This window comes from Arachidicoccus ginsenosidivorans, assembly GCF_007971385.1.
Taxonomy (GTDB): domain Bacteria; phylum Bacteroidota; class Bacteroidia; order Chitinophagales; family Chitinophagaceae; genus Arachidicoccus; species Arachidicoccus ginsenosidivorans.
This window is the reverse complement of the sequence record NZ_CP042434.1, coordinates 3,315,503-3,330,325: the sequence shown is the minus strand read 5'-3', so window position 1 is coordinate 3,330,325 and position 14,823 is coordinate 3,315,503. Positions and strand designations below refer to the sequence as shown.

At 41.0% G+C, this 14,823-nt stretch carries 9 protein-coding genes and 2 pseudogenes; 4 read left to right on the top strand and 7 right to left on the bottom strand.

Translation table 11 applies throughout. The annotated features are described in order from the left end of the window. Positions 1-4 precede the first annotated feature (4 nt). The 3 genes and pseudogenes from hutU to FSB73_RS13305 form a co-directional block, all read right to left on the bottom strand. Positions 5-1,566 (bottom strand): annotated as a pseudogene (gene hutU, locus FSB73_RS13315) (urocanate hydratase). Between the two features lie 85 nt (positions 1,567-1,651). Continuing rightward, a complete protein-coding gene (hutH, locus tag FSB73_RS13310; RefSeq protein WP_146783038.1) occupies positions 1,652-3,232 on the bottom strand; it encodes a histidine ammonia-lyase in 1,581 nt (526 codons plus the stop codon). A gap of 233 nt (positions 3,233-3,465) precedes the next feature. Then, the gene (locus FSB73_RS13305; protein ID WP_158639544.1) at positions 3,466-3,951 is read right to left on the bottom strand and encodes a MarR family winged helix-turn-helix transcriptional regulator; all 486 of its coding nucleotides are present in this window, start codon (positions 3,949-3,951) and stop codon (positions 3,466-3,468) included. Between the two features lie 342 nt (positions 3,952-4,293). Here FSB73_RS13305 and FSB73_RS13300 point away from each other — a divergent pair, with 342 nt between their 5' ends. Beyond that, a complete protein-coding gene (locus tag FSB73_RS13300; RefSeq protein WP_146783032.1) occupies positions 4,294-5,148 on the top strand; it encodes an NAD(P)-dependent oxidoreductase in 855 nt (284 codons plus the stop codon). A gap of 35 nt (positions 5,149-5,183) precedes the next feature. On the opposite strand, the gene FSB73_RS13295 is transcribed toward FSB73_RS13300, so the two are convergent. The 4 genes and pseudogenes from FSB73_RS13295 to FSB73_RS13280 all read right to left on the bottom strand — a co-directional run bounded on the left by FSB73_RS13295 (position 5,184) and on the right by FSB73_RS13280 (position 9,729). After that, positions 5,184-6,182, bottom strand: a complete 999-nt coding sequence (locus tag FSB73_RS13295) for a YeiH family protein (protein WP_146783029.1) — start codon at positions 6,180-6,182, stop codon at positions 5,184-5,186. Positions 6,183-6,250: 68 nt separating this feature from the next. After that, complete coding sequence (locus tag FSB73_RS13290) at positions 6,251-7,150, bottom strand: LysR family transcriptional regulator (RefSeq protein WP_146783026.1); 900 nt, start codon at positions 7,148-7,150, stop codon at positions 6,251-6,253. A gap of 83 nt (positions 7,151-7,233) precedes the next feature. Beyond that, a pseudogene (locus FSB73_RS13285) lies at positions 7,234-8,669 on the bottom strand (glycoside hydrolase family 125 protein). A gap of 433 nt (positions 8,670-9,102) precedes the next feature. Then, positions 9,103-9,729 (bottom strand): WbqC family protein, encoded by a 627-nt coding sequence (locus FSB73_RS13280; protein WP_146783023.1) that lies wholly within the window; start codon positions 9,727-9,729, stop codon positions 9,103-9,105. A gap of 260 nt (positions 9,730-9,989) precedes the next feature. Here FSB73_RS13280 and FSB73_RS13275 point away from each other — a divergent pair, with 260 nt between their 5' ends. The 3 genes from FSB73_RS13275 (at position 9,990) to FSB73_RS13265 (ending at position 14,796) form a co-directional block, all read left to right on the top strand. Further along, a complete protein-coding gene (locus FSB73_RS13275) occupies positions 9,990-10,433 on the top strand; it encodes an NDR1/HIN1-like protein (protein ID WP_158639543.1) in 444 nt (147 codons plus the stop codon). Between the two features lie 1,382 nt (positions 10,434-11,815). Further along, on the top strand, positions 11,816-13,309 hold the full coding sequence (locus FSB73_RS13270; RefSeq protein ID WP_146783017.1) for a magnesium chelatase: 1,494 nt from the start codon (positions 11,816-11,818) through the stop codon (positions 13,307-13,309). 128 nt (positions 13,310-13,437) lie between these two features. After that, complete coding sequence (locus FSB73_RS13265; protein ID WP_146783014.1) at positions 13,438-14,796, top strand: alpha-amylase family glycosyl hydrolase; 1,359 nt, start codon at positions 13,438-13,440, stop codon at positions 14,794-14,796. The last annotated feature ends 27 nt before the right edge of the window (positions 14,797-14,823 follow it).

Sequence of the window (14,823 nt, the reverse complement as noted above, 5' to 3'; positions counted from 1 at the left end):
TTGCTTAAATTTTTATCCCAAACTGCTCAGCGACCTCAGTGGCCTTTGTGTAACCGGCGTCATGGTGGCGGTAAATGCCCATGGCGGGGTCATTAAACAATACTCTTTTAATGCAGGTCGCCGCCCGATCAGTTCCATCCGCCAGGATTACCATACCAGCATGCTGCGAGTAACCCATACCTACGCCGCCGCCATGATGGAAAGAAACCCAGGTGGCACCGCCGGCTGTATTACTCATCAGGTTTAGCAACGGCCAATCAGACACCGCATCGCTTCCATCCAGCATAGACTCCGTTTCTCTATTGGGTGAGGCGACCGATCCGCAATCCAGATGATCTCTGCCAATGACAATCGGGGCTTTTACTTTACCTGTTTTGACCAGGTCATTAAAAATAAGGCCTGCTTTTTCCCTTTCACCCATACCCAGCCAACAGATCCTGGCGGGCAAGCCCTGAAAGGCAATCCGCTCGCCTGCCATTTTTAACCAGTCAACTAAATGCTTATTTTCGGGGAAAGCTTCTATTAAAGCCTGGTCAGTTGTATAAATATCACCAGGATCTCCAGATAATGCCACCCACCTGAAAGGTCCTTTGCCTTCGCAAAATAAGGGTCTTATAAATTCCGGGGTGAATCCTGGAAAGTCAAATGCACGAGCTTCTCCACCCTGCTCAGCAAAGGCGCGCAGGTTATTGCCATAATCAAACGTTACGGCTCCTTTATGCATTAATTCCAGCATAAAATGCACGTGGCGCGCCATGCTCTTAATGGATTTTTCTCTGTAAGTATCAGGATCCTGTTTTCTAAGTATTGCCGCTTCCTCTAAGGAATAGCCATTGGGTATATAGCCATTTATCGGATCATGAGCGGAGGTCTGATCGGTTAAAATATCAGGGGTAATACCCACTTCCAATAACCTTTCCAGCATATCACCAGCGTCCATTACCAGCCCAACAGACAAGGGCTTTTTCGCTGCCTGGGCCTGCCGTACCCACTGGATGGCCTGATCAAAATCAGTGGTCATTTTATCTATGTAGCGGGTATCCAGACGTTTTTGAATCCTGGTAGCGTCTACGTCTGCCCCCAGCAAAACAGCTCCTGACATGGTAGCTGCCAGCGGCTGCGCACCGCCCATGCCGCCTAATCCTGCCGTTACAACCAGTTTTCCCAAAAGATCGCCATTAAAATATTTTCTGCCGCAAGCGGCGAAGGTCTCATATGTGCCTTGAACAATGCCCTGTGTACCAATATAAATCCAACTGCCTGCAGTCATCTGACCAAACATCATAAGCCCCTTGCTTCTAAGCGCATTAAAATGATCCCAGCTCGCCCACTTGGGCACGAGATTACTATTGGCCAGCAAAACTCTTGGCGCCTCAGGATGCGAACGAATAATCCCTACTGGTTTACCTGATTGGATCAATAAAGAATGATCCTCATCAAGGGTTAATAATTGTTCAATAATTTTTGCAAAGCTTCTTTGCTTCTGGCTGCCTGACCGATACCACCATATACAACCAACTGCTCAGGATTTTCTGCCACCTCCTGGTCCAGGTTATTGAGCAGCATTCTTAAAGCAGCTTCTGTCTGCCAGCTTTTTGCATGCAGCTGATTGCCTCTGGGTGCCTTATAATGTGGATGCTGGGCATATTTACTAGTAAATTCCAAATGTTCCATATTGCGTATTATTTTTAAGTGTTAATTGATTGGACGGTGCCTTACCTGTAGTAGCCTGATTTACACACTGAGTAAGGCGCCCTAGATCAATCATATCATGCAGCGCCTTAATATCCAGGCCAAAGACCCGGTCTTTATCTGCAAAGGGGACGACAGTTCTAACCAGGTCATGTACGGCTTCTAAGGCCACTGAACTTTTTAATGGCCTTCTAAAATCTACTGCCTGTGCGCCGTATAATAGTTCAACAGCCAGAATATTTTTAAGATTTTGGATAACCTGGTTCATTTTTCTGGACCCAATGGATCCCATGGAGACATGGTCTTCCTGTCCCAGCGAAGTAGGTATGCTGTCTGCACTGGCTGGAAAGCAAAGTGATTTATTCTCTGAAACCAGCGCAGCTGCCGTATACTGTGGAATCATAAAGCCTGAGTTTAGCCCTGCGTCCTGAATCAGTAGTTTAGGTAATCCGTACCGACCTTCAATAATCAGGTAACTACGCCTTTCTGATATACTGCCCAGTTCATGGATGGCCACAGTTGCGTAATCCAGCGCAATGGCCAAAGGTTCACCATGGAAATTACCCCCACTGATGGTATCCAGTGACCCTAAGATAATGGGATTGTCCGTAACCGAATTTATCTCAATATGCGTCAGTTCTTTTAAATGCCGAAAGGCGGTTCTGCTAGCTCCATGCACCTGGGGCATACAACGCAGTGAATAGGGATCCTGCACCCTGTTACAATTTAAGTGAGCACTATGTATCCCGGATCCTTCTAAAAGTGTCCTGAGACGGGCTGCCACTAACTGATTGCCCTCAAATGGGCGAATCGCATGTAGTCTCGGGTCAAAAGGTTTTATGGAACCCATCAATCCATCAAGAGACAATGCGCCAATGATATCTGCGGACTCCAGCAGGTTATGCCACTGATAGAGCCCCCATACGCTATGCGCCGCAATAAACTGTGTTCCATTAATGAGCGCCAGACCTTCTTTCGCATTGAGGGATAAAGGTTCCAGCCCTGCCGCCTGCAAGGCCATCAGGGAAGAAGTCTTTTTAATTTTATAATAAACTTCCCCTTCTCCGATCAGGGGTAAAAATAAATGCGCTAAAGGTGCCAGATCACCAGAAGCACCTACAGATCCCTGTTCAGGAACAACGGGAATCATGTCCTGTTCAATCATCCAAAAAATCCGCTCCACTGTTTGCAACTGAATGCCTGAATAGCCCTGGCATAAAGCATGCAATTTCAAAATCAACATGAGTTTAGCAATAACCAGTTCAATGGGTCTGCCAACACCAACACTATGACTTTTTAATAAATTATGCTGTAAGGTTTTGGTCTGTTCTTTAGAAATCAAGGTATCGCATAGCGGTCCAAACCCTGTATTGATGCCATAGACAACCGCCTGTTCTTCTACGATTTGCTGCACCCAGCCACTGCTACGGTTAATCTTTTCTATTACTTCTGTTGTTAACTGACCCTTGATCCGTCCCTGGCTTAAGTCCATGGCCAGTCCCACTGTCAGCGCGTCTTCTCCGTATTTAAAAACTTGCATAAATTATTTTCTTCTAATTGGGTTATTCTTTGATTATTACGTTGTCTTTATTTTACTGCTTGTAGGTTCTTTGTCGGTTCTCTATTTATTCTTTATAGGCAGCTATAATCCACTGAACGGCTATTGCAAAAATTATTTACAGCTATTTTATCAAACTCCTTATACCCCGCTGCACGCATTTCTATTTATTATATTTTCTTTATTTTACTTCTTATTTTTAAATCTTTTTCCTTCTACTTACGTCCATTTACTTTTGCCTTTTTCGTCACCGTTGTCAATGCGGCACCCTTTTTATTCCCTTTGTCCTTCTCGACTTCATCTACAATGATAGATGATAAGGATTGCGCCTCAAAATGCTGTTCTAGTTTTGCGATTGCTGGCAGAAAATGGGCAACTTCGGGATAAGAAGCTTCCATAACCTGCATGCTTTTGGAAATACCATCCCAAATTGGTAAGAGTTTATTTTTTAATTGCGTACCTTTTGTTGTAAGGGTAATCATCTGTACCCGTTTATCCTTTGCATCCGCAAAGGATTTAATCAATCCTTTTTCTTTTAACTTAGTCACCAACTGACTGATGGCAGAATGTGAGGTCATTAACTCATCGGCTACCTGGCGGATGCTGCGCTCTTTTTCCTTTGCCAGCAGGTAAAACAAAGGGAACCAGCTAGCTTCAAAGGGTAGTTCAAGATGCTGATATACGCTATTGACTTCCGCCAAAAATATTCGCTCATCCGGCGTAGCCGACTACCCAGGATTAAAAAACCCAAATCTTCATAAATGGATGCCATATTATATTATATAAGTACTTATACAATATTAGGCAAGATTAAACTAACACCAAAAGTTTATTGTTTTTTTATGATTTGATTTTTAATTTGACCTTTAATAAAATGCGCTGCTTCACTTATGGTAATTCTTTCGCTACCCCATTCCCACCTGATCTTAGTTTCAATTTATGATTAAAATCAGCATTCTACCTTATGCGGGTACACGAACTTTAGGTTTTTTTCATTAATTTGGTGGCCTATTGAAAAATACCTATTTATAAAAATTATTAACATGCAATCAGAAAAACTTGGCTTTATTGGTTTGGGCAATATGGGGTTTCCTATGGCCCGAAACCTGCAAAAGGCTAAATTTCCCTTATTTGTTTATAACAGAACAGCTGAAAAGGCAGCAGGGTTCCTTGACAGCAAGGATGCAACGGTTTGTCACTCAATTCAGGAATTGGTGGAAAATGCAGATATCATTTTTACCATGCTGACTAATGACAATGCAGTTAAGGCTGTTTACCAAGAGATCATCAAGGAAAATATCCAGGGTAAACTACTATGTGATCTAAGTACTATTTCTGTGGCAACTTCCCTGGAGATTTGCGCTACAATAAAGCATAAAGGCGGTCATTTTATCGATGCACCGGTTGCTGGCAGCACAGGGCCGGCAGCTGATGGCACGCTGATTATAATGGTAGGGGGAGATAACAGTGCGGTCAAGCGCGCAGGTCCATATTTGGAGAAAATGGGCAAACTGGTGAAACACCTGGGAGAAAACGGCAAAGGCCTGGCCACTAAGATCGCAGTCAATTCTTATTTAGCTACTATATATGCCTCGCTTGCTGAAACCATGTTACTGGCAGATAAATCAGGCGTTGACCGCAAAGATATACTGGAGATTATCAATCAAAGTGCCTGCGGTAGCGGTGCCACCAGGATTAAAACCCCTATGTTAATTAGTGAGCAGTATCCACCAGCCTTTGCCCTGGATCTGATGTTAAAAGATATCCTGCTGGCCAAAGCTGCCGGAGCGGACTACCCGGTGGCTAATGCGACTATTGACAGCTACCAAAAGGCACAGGAGGCGGGCCTGGGCAGCCAGGATGTTATTGGCATTATTAATTACTTGAAGCAATTGTAAGGTGTTACTTAAATATTATTTGTTCAAAAGATACTCTAAAAACCGTGCATCAAAAATAGTAAGGACAATGTAGCTATAAAAATCCAAAGTAGTACGCCGAGCACCATGGGGCGTACCCCTACTTTTTTAATAGCCTTTCTGGTAAAACCAGTCCCTATAAAAAACAGGGTCAGAGAGAGTAGTTTTTCGGCAACCGGCAAAGCAACTTTGCCCATGTGATGCATTATGGGTAAATAAGCCCCCAGTACAATGACCAGCAAAAAAAGGAATATAAACCAGGGAATGCGGATCTGTGGCCGGCTTTGTGTTGCAACATGATTATCTGTGGCTGGCTGTTTGTTGCCTTCTTTTTTAAGCAGCCCCAGGCAGATCAGCGAAACCGGTATAATCCAAAGTGCTCTTTCCAGTTTGACCGTTGTGGCGATTTTTAAGGCAGTATTGCCATAACTTGCAGCTGCTGCTACAACGGAACTGGTGTCCTGAATGGCAATAGCGGACCAGAGACCAAATTGGTGCTGGCTTAAATGTAAATGGCCGCCCAACCAGGGAAATATAAAAAGCGCCAGCGCGTTGAGTAAAAATATGATGCCTAAGGACACCGAGATCTCTTCTTTTTTCGCGGCAAGTAGCGGCGCCAAGGCAGCGATGGCGCTTCCTCCACAAATAGCCGTCCCGGCCGCAATCAAAATGGTAGTACGAGTGGTTAGCCTTAGTCTTCGTCCCAGTAAAATGCCCAGGCTAAGTGTAATAAAGATGGAACAAAAGGTTAGCAGAAATCCCTCCTTGCCGGCACGGAGCGCCTGCTGTAAATTAATCCCAAAACCAAGGCCCACAACGGCCACTTGCAAACTATACCTGATAAAAGTGCCACTATATTTTTCCAGGGGAACAGTACCCAGCCAGGCCATTATGATCCCCAAAAACAAAGCCATACCGGCACTGACCCAGGGGGTCAGACACCCCAGCATGACCGTTAAAAAAACACTCCATTTTACAAATTTAACCTGACTAGCTTTTACTTTTCTTTGTACCATCTTCGCTGTTATTAGGAGGCAAAGATGCGGCTACAGGTCGGTTTTCTGTTATGGCAAATATTGATATGCTATAACCTTTGGTTATAGGTATGCCTGGCAAAATGCATAAAAGAAGCGCTTAGTCCATCGGCAATGCCAACCGGATGGACAAAATAAAAGGAACGTAAAATTTCCATTTCCGGGATTTCAATAATCTTAAATTCTCCCCGGCTGACAGATTCGGCCACTGCCGCAATAGACACAAATCCGATACAGTCATAATTTTCCAGAAAGGATTTAATGGCTTCCGTACTGCCCAGCATCATCTCTACTTTAAGATCGCTTAGGCTCAGATTTTTTTCTGCCAGAGCAGCTTCTAATACCTCCAGACTACCTGAGCCCTTTTCACGGCAAACGACTGGGATTTCCTCCAACTGCTGCAATGACAAATGACTTTGATTTCCGTATTTTCTATCCTTATGGGCAATGGCTATAATCTCATCCTGAATAAAGGGCAGGTAACTAAGCAAGGGGTGATGCTTTTTTCCTTCTACGACCCCTAAGCTGATTTCCCCGGTTAGGATGGCCTGTTCAATTATTTCTGTATTGGCATTTTGCATACTCAATTTAACCTCAGGAAAAGCCCTATGGTAACGAGCCAGGATTTCCGGGAGCACATATTGTCCGACCGTTGTACTGGCTCCCAGTTTAAGTACCCCACCAAACTGATTTTTCAATACATTAATATCAAATTCCAGCTGTCCATAAAGTTCCATCACTTTATCGGCGGTACCTTGCACTGTTTTACCGGCAGCAGTCAGCACCACCTTGCCGGCTTTTCTATCAAAGAGCCGGATACCTAATTGGGCCTCCATTTCCTTTATATTTTTGGTTACTGCCGGCTGGCTAATGGAAAGCTCCTCTGCCGCCTTGGTAAAATTTAAAAGATGCGCCACCGTGTGGAAAACCTTTAATCTAAAATCCAACATCCTGACTATTTATTTAAAAGGGCACCTACTTCATGAGGCGCCCTTAGAATATGCATTTGAATAAAATTAAAATCAACTAAATCTTAGAAAATCTTCCAGCGACTCTTTTGTTTGCTGGGAGGTGTTGCCGCAACGGCCGGTGCCGGAGCTTTTAACAGATCTGGATGCTCTCTGTATATTTTCCAGATATATTCTCCAAAAAGCGTATTTGACCAGGCAAACCATTTCCTGGTAAACTTAATGGGTGCACTGGGATCGAAAGATTCATGCATAAAGCCGGTGCCTGCATGTGTGGAACGAAGCATCTCCAGACACTCTGCCATCTCCTTCGTATCGGTGGATGTAAGTCCCCGCATAGAAATGCCGATATGCCAGATCATATTAAGCCCCGTATGCGGGCTTCCTACTCCTTCCGCCACTGTTCCCTTAAAGAAAAATGGATTGTCTTCGGACAAAATAAAGCGACGGGTGTTCAGATAGGTAGCATTATTGGGGAAAACGGCTTCTAAATAAGGTAAGCCTAATAAAGAGGGGACATTGGCATCATCCATCAGATTAATACTGCCATACCCATTTACTTCAAAAGGAAATATCTTGCCGTATTTAGGATGCATGACCGTCACCTGCTGCAAGGCTACATAAACCTCTTTGGCCAAATCTCTGGCCTCTTTAGCTTTATCGGCATCTTTGCCTATTTTCTCCCACATTTCTGCCAACTGCCCCAGGGATTTAACCGCAAAGTAATTACTTGGGATCAGGTAAGGGAATATAGTAGCATCGTCACTGGGTCTGAACATTGAACAAATGAGCCCATTAGGTTTACCCGGGTATCCAAATCCTCCGAGGGGAACACTATCTGTCGCAAAAGAGGTTTCCCTGGTAAAACTATAGGGCCCTCTGCCATCCACTCGTTGTTGTTCCTTGAATGTTTTAACGACCAGGGTCATGGCTTCTTTCCAATGCTCATCAAATGGAGCCGTATCACCAGTATCCTTCCAGAAATTATAGGCCAGGCGAATCGGATAACAAAGACTGTCAATTTCCCATTTCCTTTCATGGACACCTGGTTTCATATCCGTATGGTCCGTCTTTTTCCATTCACTCACTTTTGAGTCGTCTTTATAAAAGGCGTTCGCATATGGATCAATAATAATACATTTATTTTGTCGGCGGATGACCCCTTCAATCATCTGCTGCAATTTTTTATCTTTTTTGCATAGTGGCAAATAAGGCGTGACTTGTGCCGTACTGTCACGTAACCACATCGCATCAATATCCCCGTAATAACAAATGTATCTGGTTTGCCACCTATCAAAGAATAATCCACCGTCGTGTCCAGGGTATTAGGGAAACAATTATTAAACAACCAGGCAATTTCTTTATTGCCTATTTTTTGGTTCACTTCAGTAATTAATGCCTCTACGGCATCACTTCTAAATTTACGTTGGCCGGCAGGAATTCTTACTACCGGAAAATCGTCAAATTTAGTTAACCTGGAAAATCCGGATTTTGCCACCATCACTCCGGCCCCAGCCATAGCAGTTTGTTGTAAAAATTTTCTACGATGCATTGCATGAAAAATTTAATGAAAAAATAGTTGGCTAAAAATAAGGCAATTCTTTTGAAGCAACTCAGGATTTAAGCAAAACTGAAATCTAATAACAGTTTTTACAAATTATTAAATATTGAGCAAAACAGTGCAAAATAAAATCAGGTATATTATATTTTTCATAATTTATATTATTTTACTATATGAAAGCAAGATTTTAAAAATGAATTTTAATATTATTAATTTTAGTTATATATTAAAATACACAGTTTAAATAATATACTAACTACATCAATAACAGTAACATTACTTATTATAGTTAAATTTGATAAAAAAATTTATGAAAAGAGAAATGCAGAGAATATATAATATTTTATATTATTCTGTTTATTAATTATTTATATTATTTACTTAATAAAAATTTTGCTTCAGGTCCTTCCATAAATAGTAAATCCAGTATACTCAAGTTAGGTTGAAAACCATGACGATCACTAAACATTTGGTGATAGGTAATCGGACTCGGTAGTGCCTGGCTGTTCTTAGGTAATAAATAATGCTCCAAAGAATCAATCTTAGTCATTTTATTTCCATCAATTACTCTAATCACTTTACTATCATAAAGATATTTAAAACAAAGTGATATCAATTCCATATTAAGATCCATTAGAAAGGTATGCTTTTTCATTAAGGTCTCTTGCAATTCATCCTTATAAAACTCAAAAAACGGTGCCCTGTTATAGCAAGAAACAATGGTTCTCCAAAATTTAAGCTGCCAATTTTCCAAATAAGAAATTTTGATATCCCTAAATAATGCTTTCTGATCTCGACCTTTTTCGACGGGCACAGAGAGCTGAATCAGCCCACCACCCCCGAGTAGGGTACAACGGTTGCCAAAACTCATTTTTTTCCATCTTTCATATATATCAAAATTTATATATTTTTGATCAATTGAAATTTTAAACCAGTTAATACATGGTAAAAATTGACAATCAATAATATATTCATGTATTTCAGTGTTTTCATAGTCCATTTCTATAAGGAGTTTTTATGTTTAAATTTTAACGAAAAATGAGGCATTTTATTTTATTATTTTTATTTAATTTATTATTATAATTACCTATTATTCAGTTAATTATAATATTTTTGTTTAACTAATTAAATTAGATAATGACTAATACCCATTCACTTTATAAAATGCTAATTTCTATAGTCATCAAAGATACAACAAAAAAATTGATATATGTTCGATTACGGGCTTATTTTGTATTTTGCAACATAAGTATACTCAAAATGAAAAAGACAGCCTCTATCCTACTCTTTTGCCTTCTTTTATGGGGGTGTAAAAAGCCAGCCGGAATCGAATTTCGGGGCATAAAAAACATAAAACTGATGGATCTCTCCGGGGATACCGCCACGGTTTTTGGTACCTTCAGTTTCTTCAATCCGAATAAATATCCCATCCAACTCAAAAAAATAGACGCAGACGTCTATGCCAACAATCAGTTGTTAACACATTATAATTTAGATACATTTATGGTTATTCCAGCAGATACTACCTTTTTCTTTAGTACTAGCCTACATTTTAATCGTAGTATAATTTTTAATAATATATCGGATGCTTTTTTGAAAAGGGAAATTTTGTTGCAGGTAAAAGGCAAAACCAAGGTTGGCAGGTCTGGAATTTTCGTGGCTGTCCCTTTTGACGTTTCTACCAAACAAGCCATTAAATTCTAATTTTGACCATTTTCCCGGATTTTATCCAATATTAAAATTTCCTCCTGCGAGCAATTTTTCTGTCCGCAGGAGGAAATTTTGCATCAATTGATATTTGGCGGACGCAGTTTTTCTGGCCGTTCAAAAAGGATTTTTTGAAGGTTTTTAATGGTTTTTGCCGCTATTTTGTTTTTTGCCATCCTGGTGTTTGCTTCGATTTTTTTTGATTTTTCCCAAAAATCACCGGCCATTTTCAGGTTTTCTGGCAATTGATTTTTTTACCTTTTTAGGATCCAGTAAGTGGATTTTTGATTTTTGAGCCTTTGTTTAGCCCTCCCCTGGGGTAATGTTTATTTAGTTTTTTGGTTATTTTATTGCCCCAGATTCATTGCAACTCTCTGGTTGGAGCAGACATTTTGTCATCCAAGTCACATTTTTTCATTTTGCTGGCCCCGAGATTATTTGATCATCGGGTCATTTTTAAAGGAAGTATCATGCAATTTTTGGGTTCATTTTCTACTTTTGTAGCGACTTGATTTTCCTTAGTAATCTCACTTTTTGCCCTGGCATCCTCCAATTACAGGTTTTTCTGATTAGCCCCCTACTTAAATTCTATACTGAGATTAACTAAATTAATGTGTTAACAAAATATAAATGACACACTTTATTAGTAATTATTTATTTTGCTGTTCGAAGATTTGTGCTGATTTTAGGCCATAAAGCTGTGTATTTTCTAATTATTTTTTAGGATGGTTCCAAAATTCGGCACACTGTCAGGGACATATTTGTTCATTTTTAAAGCAATTTATTTAAGCAAATACGTGCTTGCTTGCTTGCTTTCTTTCATTATTTCCTTTTAAGCCCAGTTCAATTGGCTTATGACTTCTGCTTTTGGTATAGAAAATTTTAATTGTTGCCTGTAAACCCCAGCTATTTTTTTAAATCGATACAGCAAGCTATCTCCCAAATATGGTTTTCTCCACTGAAATTCCACAAAGTCCTCCTGGGTCAACTTCATATTGAATTTTACCAGCTTTCACGAACAATTTTCATTCAATCCTGACCGTGTTTATGGGACCTATATATATAGCATACCTCTTCTAATCGAAGTAACCATTATAAAAACAAGGCATTTTATTACCTTTCAATAAAATAACAAACTAATAATCAAACACTTACATGCATACAAATTGCCCCCCTTAATCTTTAAACAGCTAAGCCAACATTTGGTTAGCCGGCTTTGATTTTCTATGACTATGCTTTTACTATTATTTCTTAGATTGGTTACCTATAATATAGCACCACAATTGGGTGGATTTTAGCAGTTGGTTGCTTAAAATCAGCTAACTTAGATGTGATTTTATACCTGCAATGATGCAATCAACGAAAAGCACGTTAGTAACATGGATATTTCACGAATTAAAACACTGGGGCAGCTAAAAAAAGCTGGTTATCAGTCAATTACAATAAAAGAAGAAATTAGAAAAAACCTTATTAGTCGTTTACAGTCAGGCGCTCCCAGATTTGAAGGAATCTTAGGATATGATGATACCGTATTAAAAGACATAGAAACCGCTATTTTAAGTCGGCATAATATATTACTGTTAGGATTACGTGGTCAGGCAAAAACCAGGATCGCCAGACAAATGGTGGATTTACTAGATGAGTATATACCTATTATAGAAGGCAGTGAGATCAATGATGATCCTTTGGCTCCTGTCAGTAAATATGGAAACCAACAAATTGAGCGGCATGGAGATAATACGCCTATCAGCTGGTTACACAAATCTGAACGCTTCGGTGAAAAGCTGGCTACCCCTGATGTAAGTGTGGCTGATCTGATTGGCGATATTGACCCTATTAAAGCAGCCAACCTGCGCCTTAGTTTTTCCGACGAAGAGGTCATCCATTATGGTATTATCCCAAGATGTAATCGTAGTATCTTTGTAATCAATGAATTACCAGATCTTCAGGCAAGAATTCAGGTGGCCTTATTTAATATATTACAAGAAGGAGATATTCAGATCCGGGGTTTTAAACTGCGACTGAATCTGGATATTTTATTTGTATTTACCGCTAACCCTGAGGATTATACCAGCAGGGGCAGCATTGTAACCCCACTAAAAGACCGTATTGAAAGTCAAATACTTACACACTACCCTAAGGATCTAAACACCGCACTTCTGATTACGGAACAGGAAGCACTTATTTTGGATGACCAAAAAGAGCGGATTGACACGCCGGAACTGGTTAAAAAAATCGTCGAACAAATTGCTTTTGAGGCCAGAAAAAGTGAATATGTGGACAGCAAAAGTGGAGTCAGCGCAAGGCTGACCATTGCTGCACTGGAGAATCTGGTCAGTGCGGCCGAAAGAAGGCTCCTTGTGAACAAGGAAAAACACACCTCTGTCTGGCTCAGTGATTTAATGGGCATTATCCCAGCTATTACTGGAAAAATAGAATTAGTCTATGAAGGTGAACAGGAAGGTCCTTTTCAGGTAGCACTCCACTTATTGGAAAAAGCCATCCGCAGCCAGTTTGTGCTATATTTTCCCGTTCCTGCCAAAAGAACACCGACCGGAAAGACTTCCATGGAAGGCAGAGAACTAAACCCTTACCGCCAAATTATCAGCTGGTTTGATCAGGGGGGCAATGTAGATATCCTGGTTGATATGAAGGACAAAGACCGTCAGAAATTGTTGGAACAGGTAACAGGCCTCTCTAAAATTGTACGCGATCACTACCCGGATCTGTCCCAAAATGAGCATACCCTGATGATGGAATTTGTATTGCACGGCCTGTCTGCCTATTCGCTGATCAGCAAAAAAATAGTCGAAGGACAGATTCATTTCAATGATTTGATCGGAAGTATGATGGATTTTAACGAGGATGAATAGACATAACTTCTGATTTGCAACAACCTAAAAATTTGCAGGCATTATAACCCAGGGTTATTACTTGGCTTTTTTTTGCAAAGGAAATTTCACCGTGGGTTACATGAAACCCTAAGCGTCAAATACGATATATGAGTACCCGATTTAAATGTGTAGACTGGCTCAGTGGTGCCAGTATTTATGAAGTCAATATCAGACAATATACCCCGGAAGGCACAATTAAAGCCTTTGAGCAACACCTCCCCAGACTGCGCAAAATGGGGGTGGATATACTCTGGTTTATGCCGCTCACTCCGATTAGTGTTCAGGGTAGAAAAGGAAGCGTTGGCAGTTATTACAGCTGTAGTAATTATATGGAAATCAACCCCGAATTTGGTACGGCAGCTGATTTTAAAGAACTAGTACACCAGGCGCATCAGCAAGGTTTTAAGGTAATCATTGACTGGGTAGCCAACCATACCGGCTGGGATCATATCTGGACCAAGCATCCCGACTGGTACCTTAGGGATGCTGAGGGCAATTTTACTGAGACCCACGGATGGGAAGATGTCATTGACCTTAATTATCAGAATGCAGATATGCAGTCTGCCATGATTCATGCCATGAAATATTGGATCGGGATGTTTGATATTGACGGTTTCCGTTGTGATATGGCACATCTGGTTCCCCTATCCTTTTGGCAAAAGGCCAGAACGGCCTGTGAAAAGTTAAAACAATTATTTTTTCTGGGTGAATGTGACCAGGACAGTTACAGTAGTGTATTTGACGCTACCTACGCCTGGCGCTGGATGCACGCAAGTGAAAAGCTGCTTCACCAGGAGTCGCTGCCTGCTACTATTGCTGAGTTTCAAGCTACATTACAGCATTATAATAGCTTGCCGGTGGGCGCAGAAAAATTATATTTCACCAGTAATCATGATGAGAATAGCTGGAATGGAACGGAATTTGAAAAATACGGTAACCTTGCCCCTGTTTTGGCAGCCTTCAGCTTTTTATATCCAGCTGTGCCACTGATCTATAGCGGCCAGGAAATCCCTAATACCAAAAGGCTTAAATTCTTTGATAAGGATCAGTTAGATTGGCCCCGGCCGCCTCATAAGCCTCAATTGGCGACTTTTTATAAGACACTCACAGACCTTCACAAACAACCTGCCTTTGGTCTTTCAGCCAGGGTGCAATGGCTGTCCACGAAAGTGGCAGACGACCAGACGCGCTCTACTGTGCTAGCTTATTATTTACAGGTAGACAATGAGGAAGAAAAAAACAAACCGGGAGGTAAAGCACTTGTTCTACTTAACTTTTCCTTAGATCATAGTCAGTTATTTGATTTAGCGGGAGGGCTACAACAAGATCAGTTAGCGGGCACATTTGCCCATCTGGATCAAAGGATGATACCGGAATCGGGTGCGGTTTTACAGACAAATCAAACCTGGGTACTTCCTCCGGCCAGCTTCAGTGTTTACGTGCTGGAAAGCCCTCCTAACCTGTAGCCCATTACAATTCTTTATTTTATTATT

What these genes read in the sequence shown, in the direction of transcription:
- FSB73_RS13265 (WP_146783014.1), top strand. Translation starts at nt 13,438, where the DNA reads ATGAGTACCCGATTTAAATGTGTAGACTGGCTCAGTGGTGCCAGTATT.
- FSB73_RS13300 (WP_146783032.1), top strand. Translation starts at nt 4,294, where the DNA reads ATGCAATCAGAAAAACTTGGCTTTATTGGTTTGGGCAATATGGGGTTT.
- FSB73_RS13290 (WP_146783026.1), bottom strand. Translation starts at nt 7,150, where the DNA reads ATGTTGGATTTTAGATTAAAGGTTTTCCACACGGTGGCGCATCTTTTA.
- FSB73_RS13275 (WP_158639543.1), top strand. Translation starts at nt 9,990, where the DNA reads ATGAAAAAGACAGCCTCTATCCTACTCTTTTGCCTTCTTTTATGGGGG.
- FSB73_RS13295 (WP_146783029.1), bottom strand. Translation starts at nt 6,182, where the DNA reads ATGGTACAAAGAAAAGTAAAAGCTAGTCAGGTTAAATTTGTAAAATGG.
- FSB73_RS13270 (WP_146783017.1), top strand. Translation starts at nt 11,816, where the DNA reads ATGGATATTTCACGAATTAAAACACTGGGGCAGCTAAAAAAAGCTGGT.
- FSB73_RS13280 (WP_146783023.1), bottom strand. Translation starts at nt 9,729, where the DNA reads ATGGACTATGAAAACACTGAAATACATGAATATATTATTGATTGTCAA.
- hutH (WP_146783038.1), bottom strand. Translation starts at nt 3,232, where the DNA reads ATGCAAGTTTTTAAATACGGAGAAGACGCGCTGACAGTGGGACTGGCC.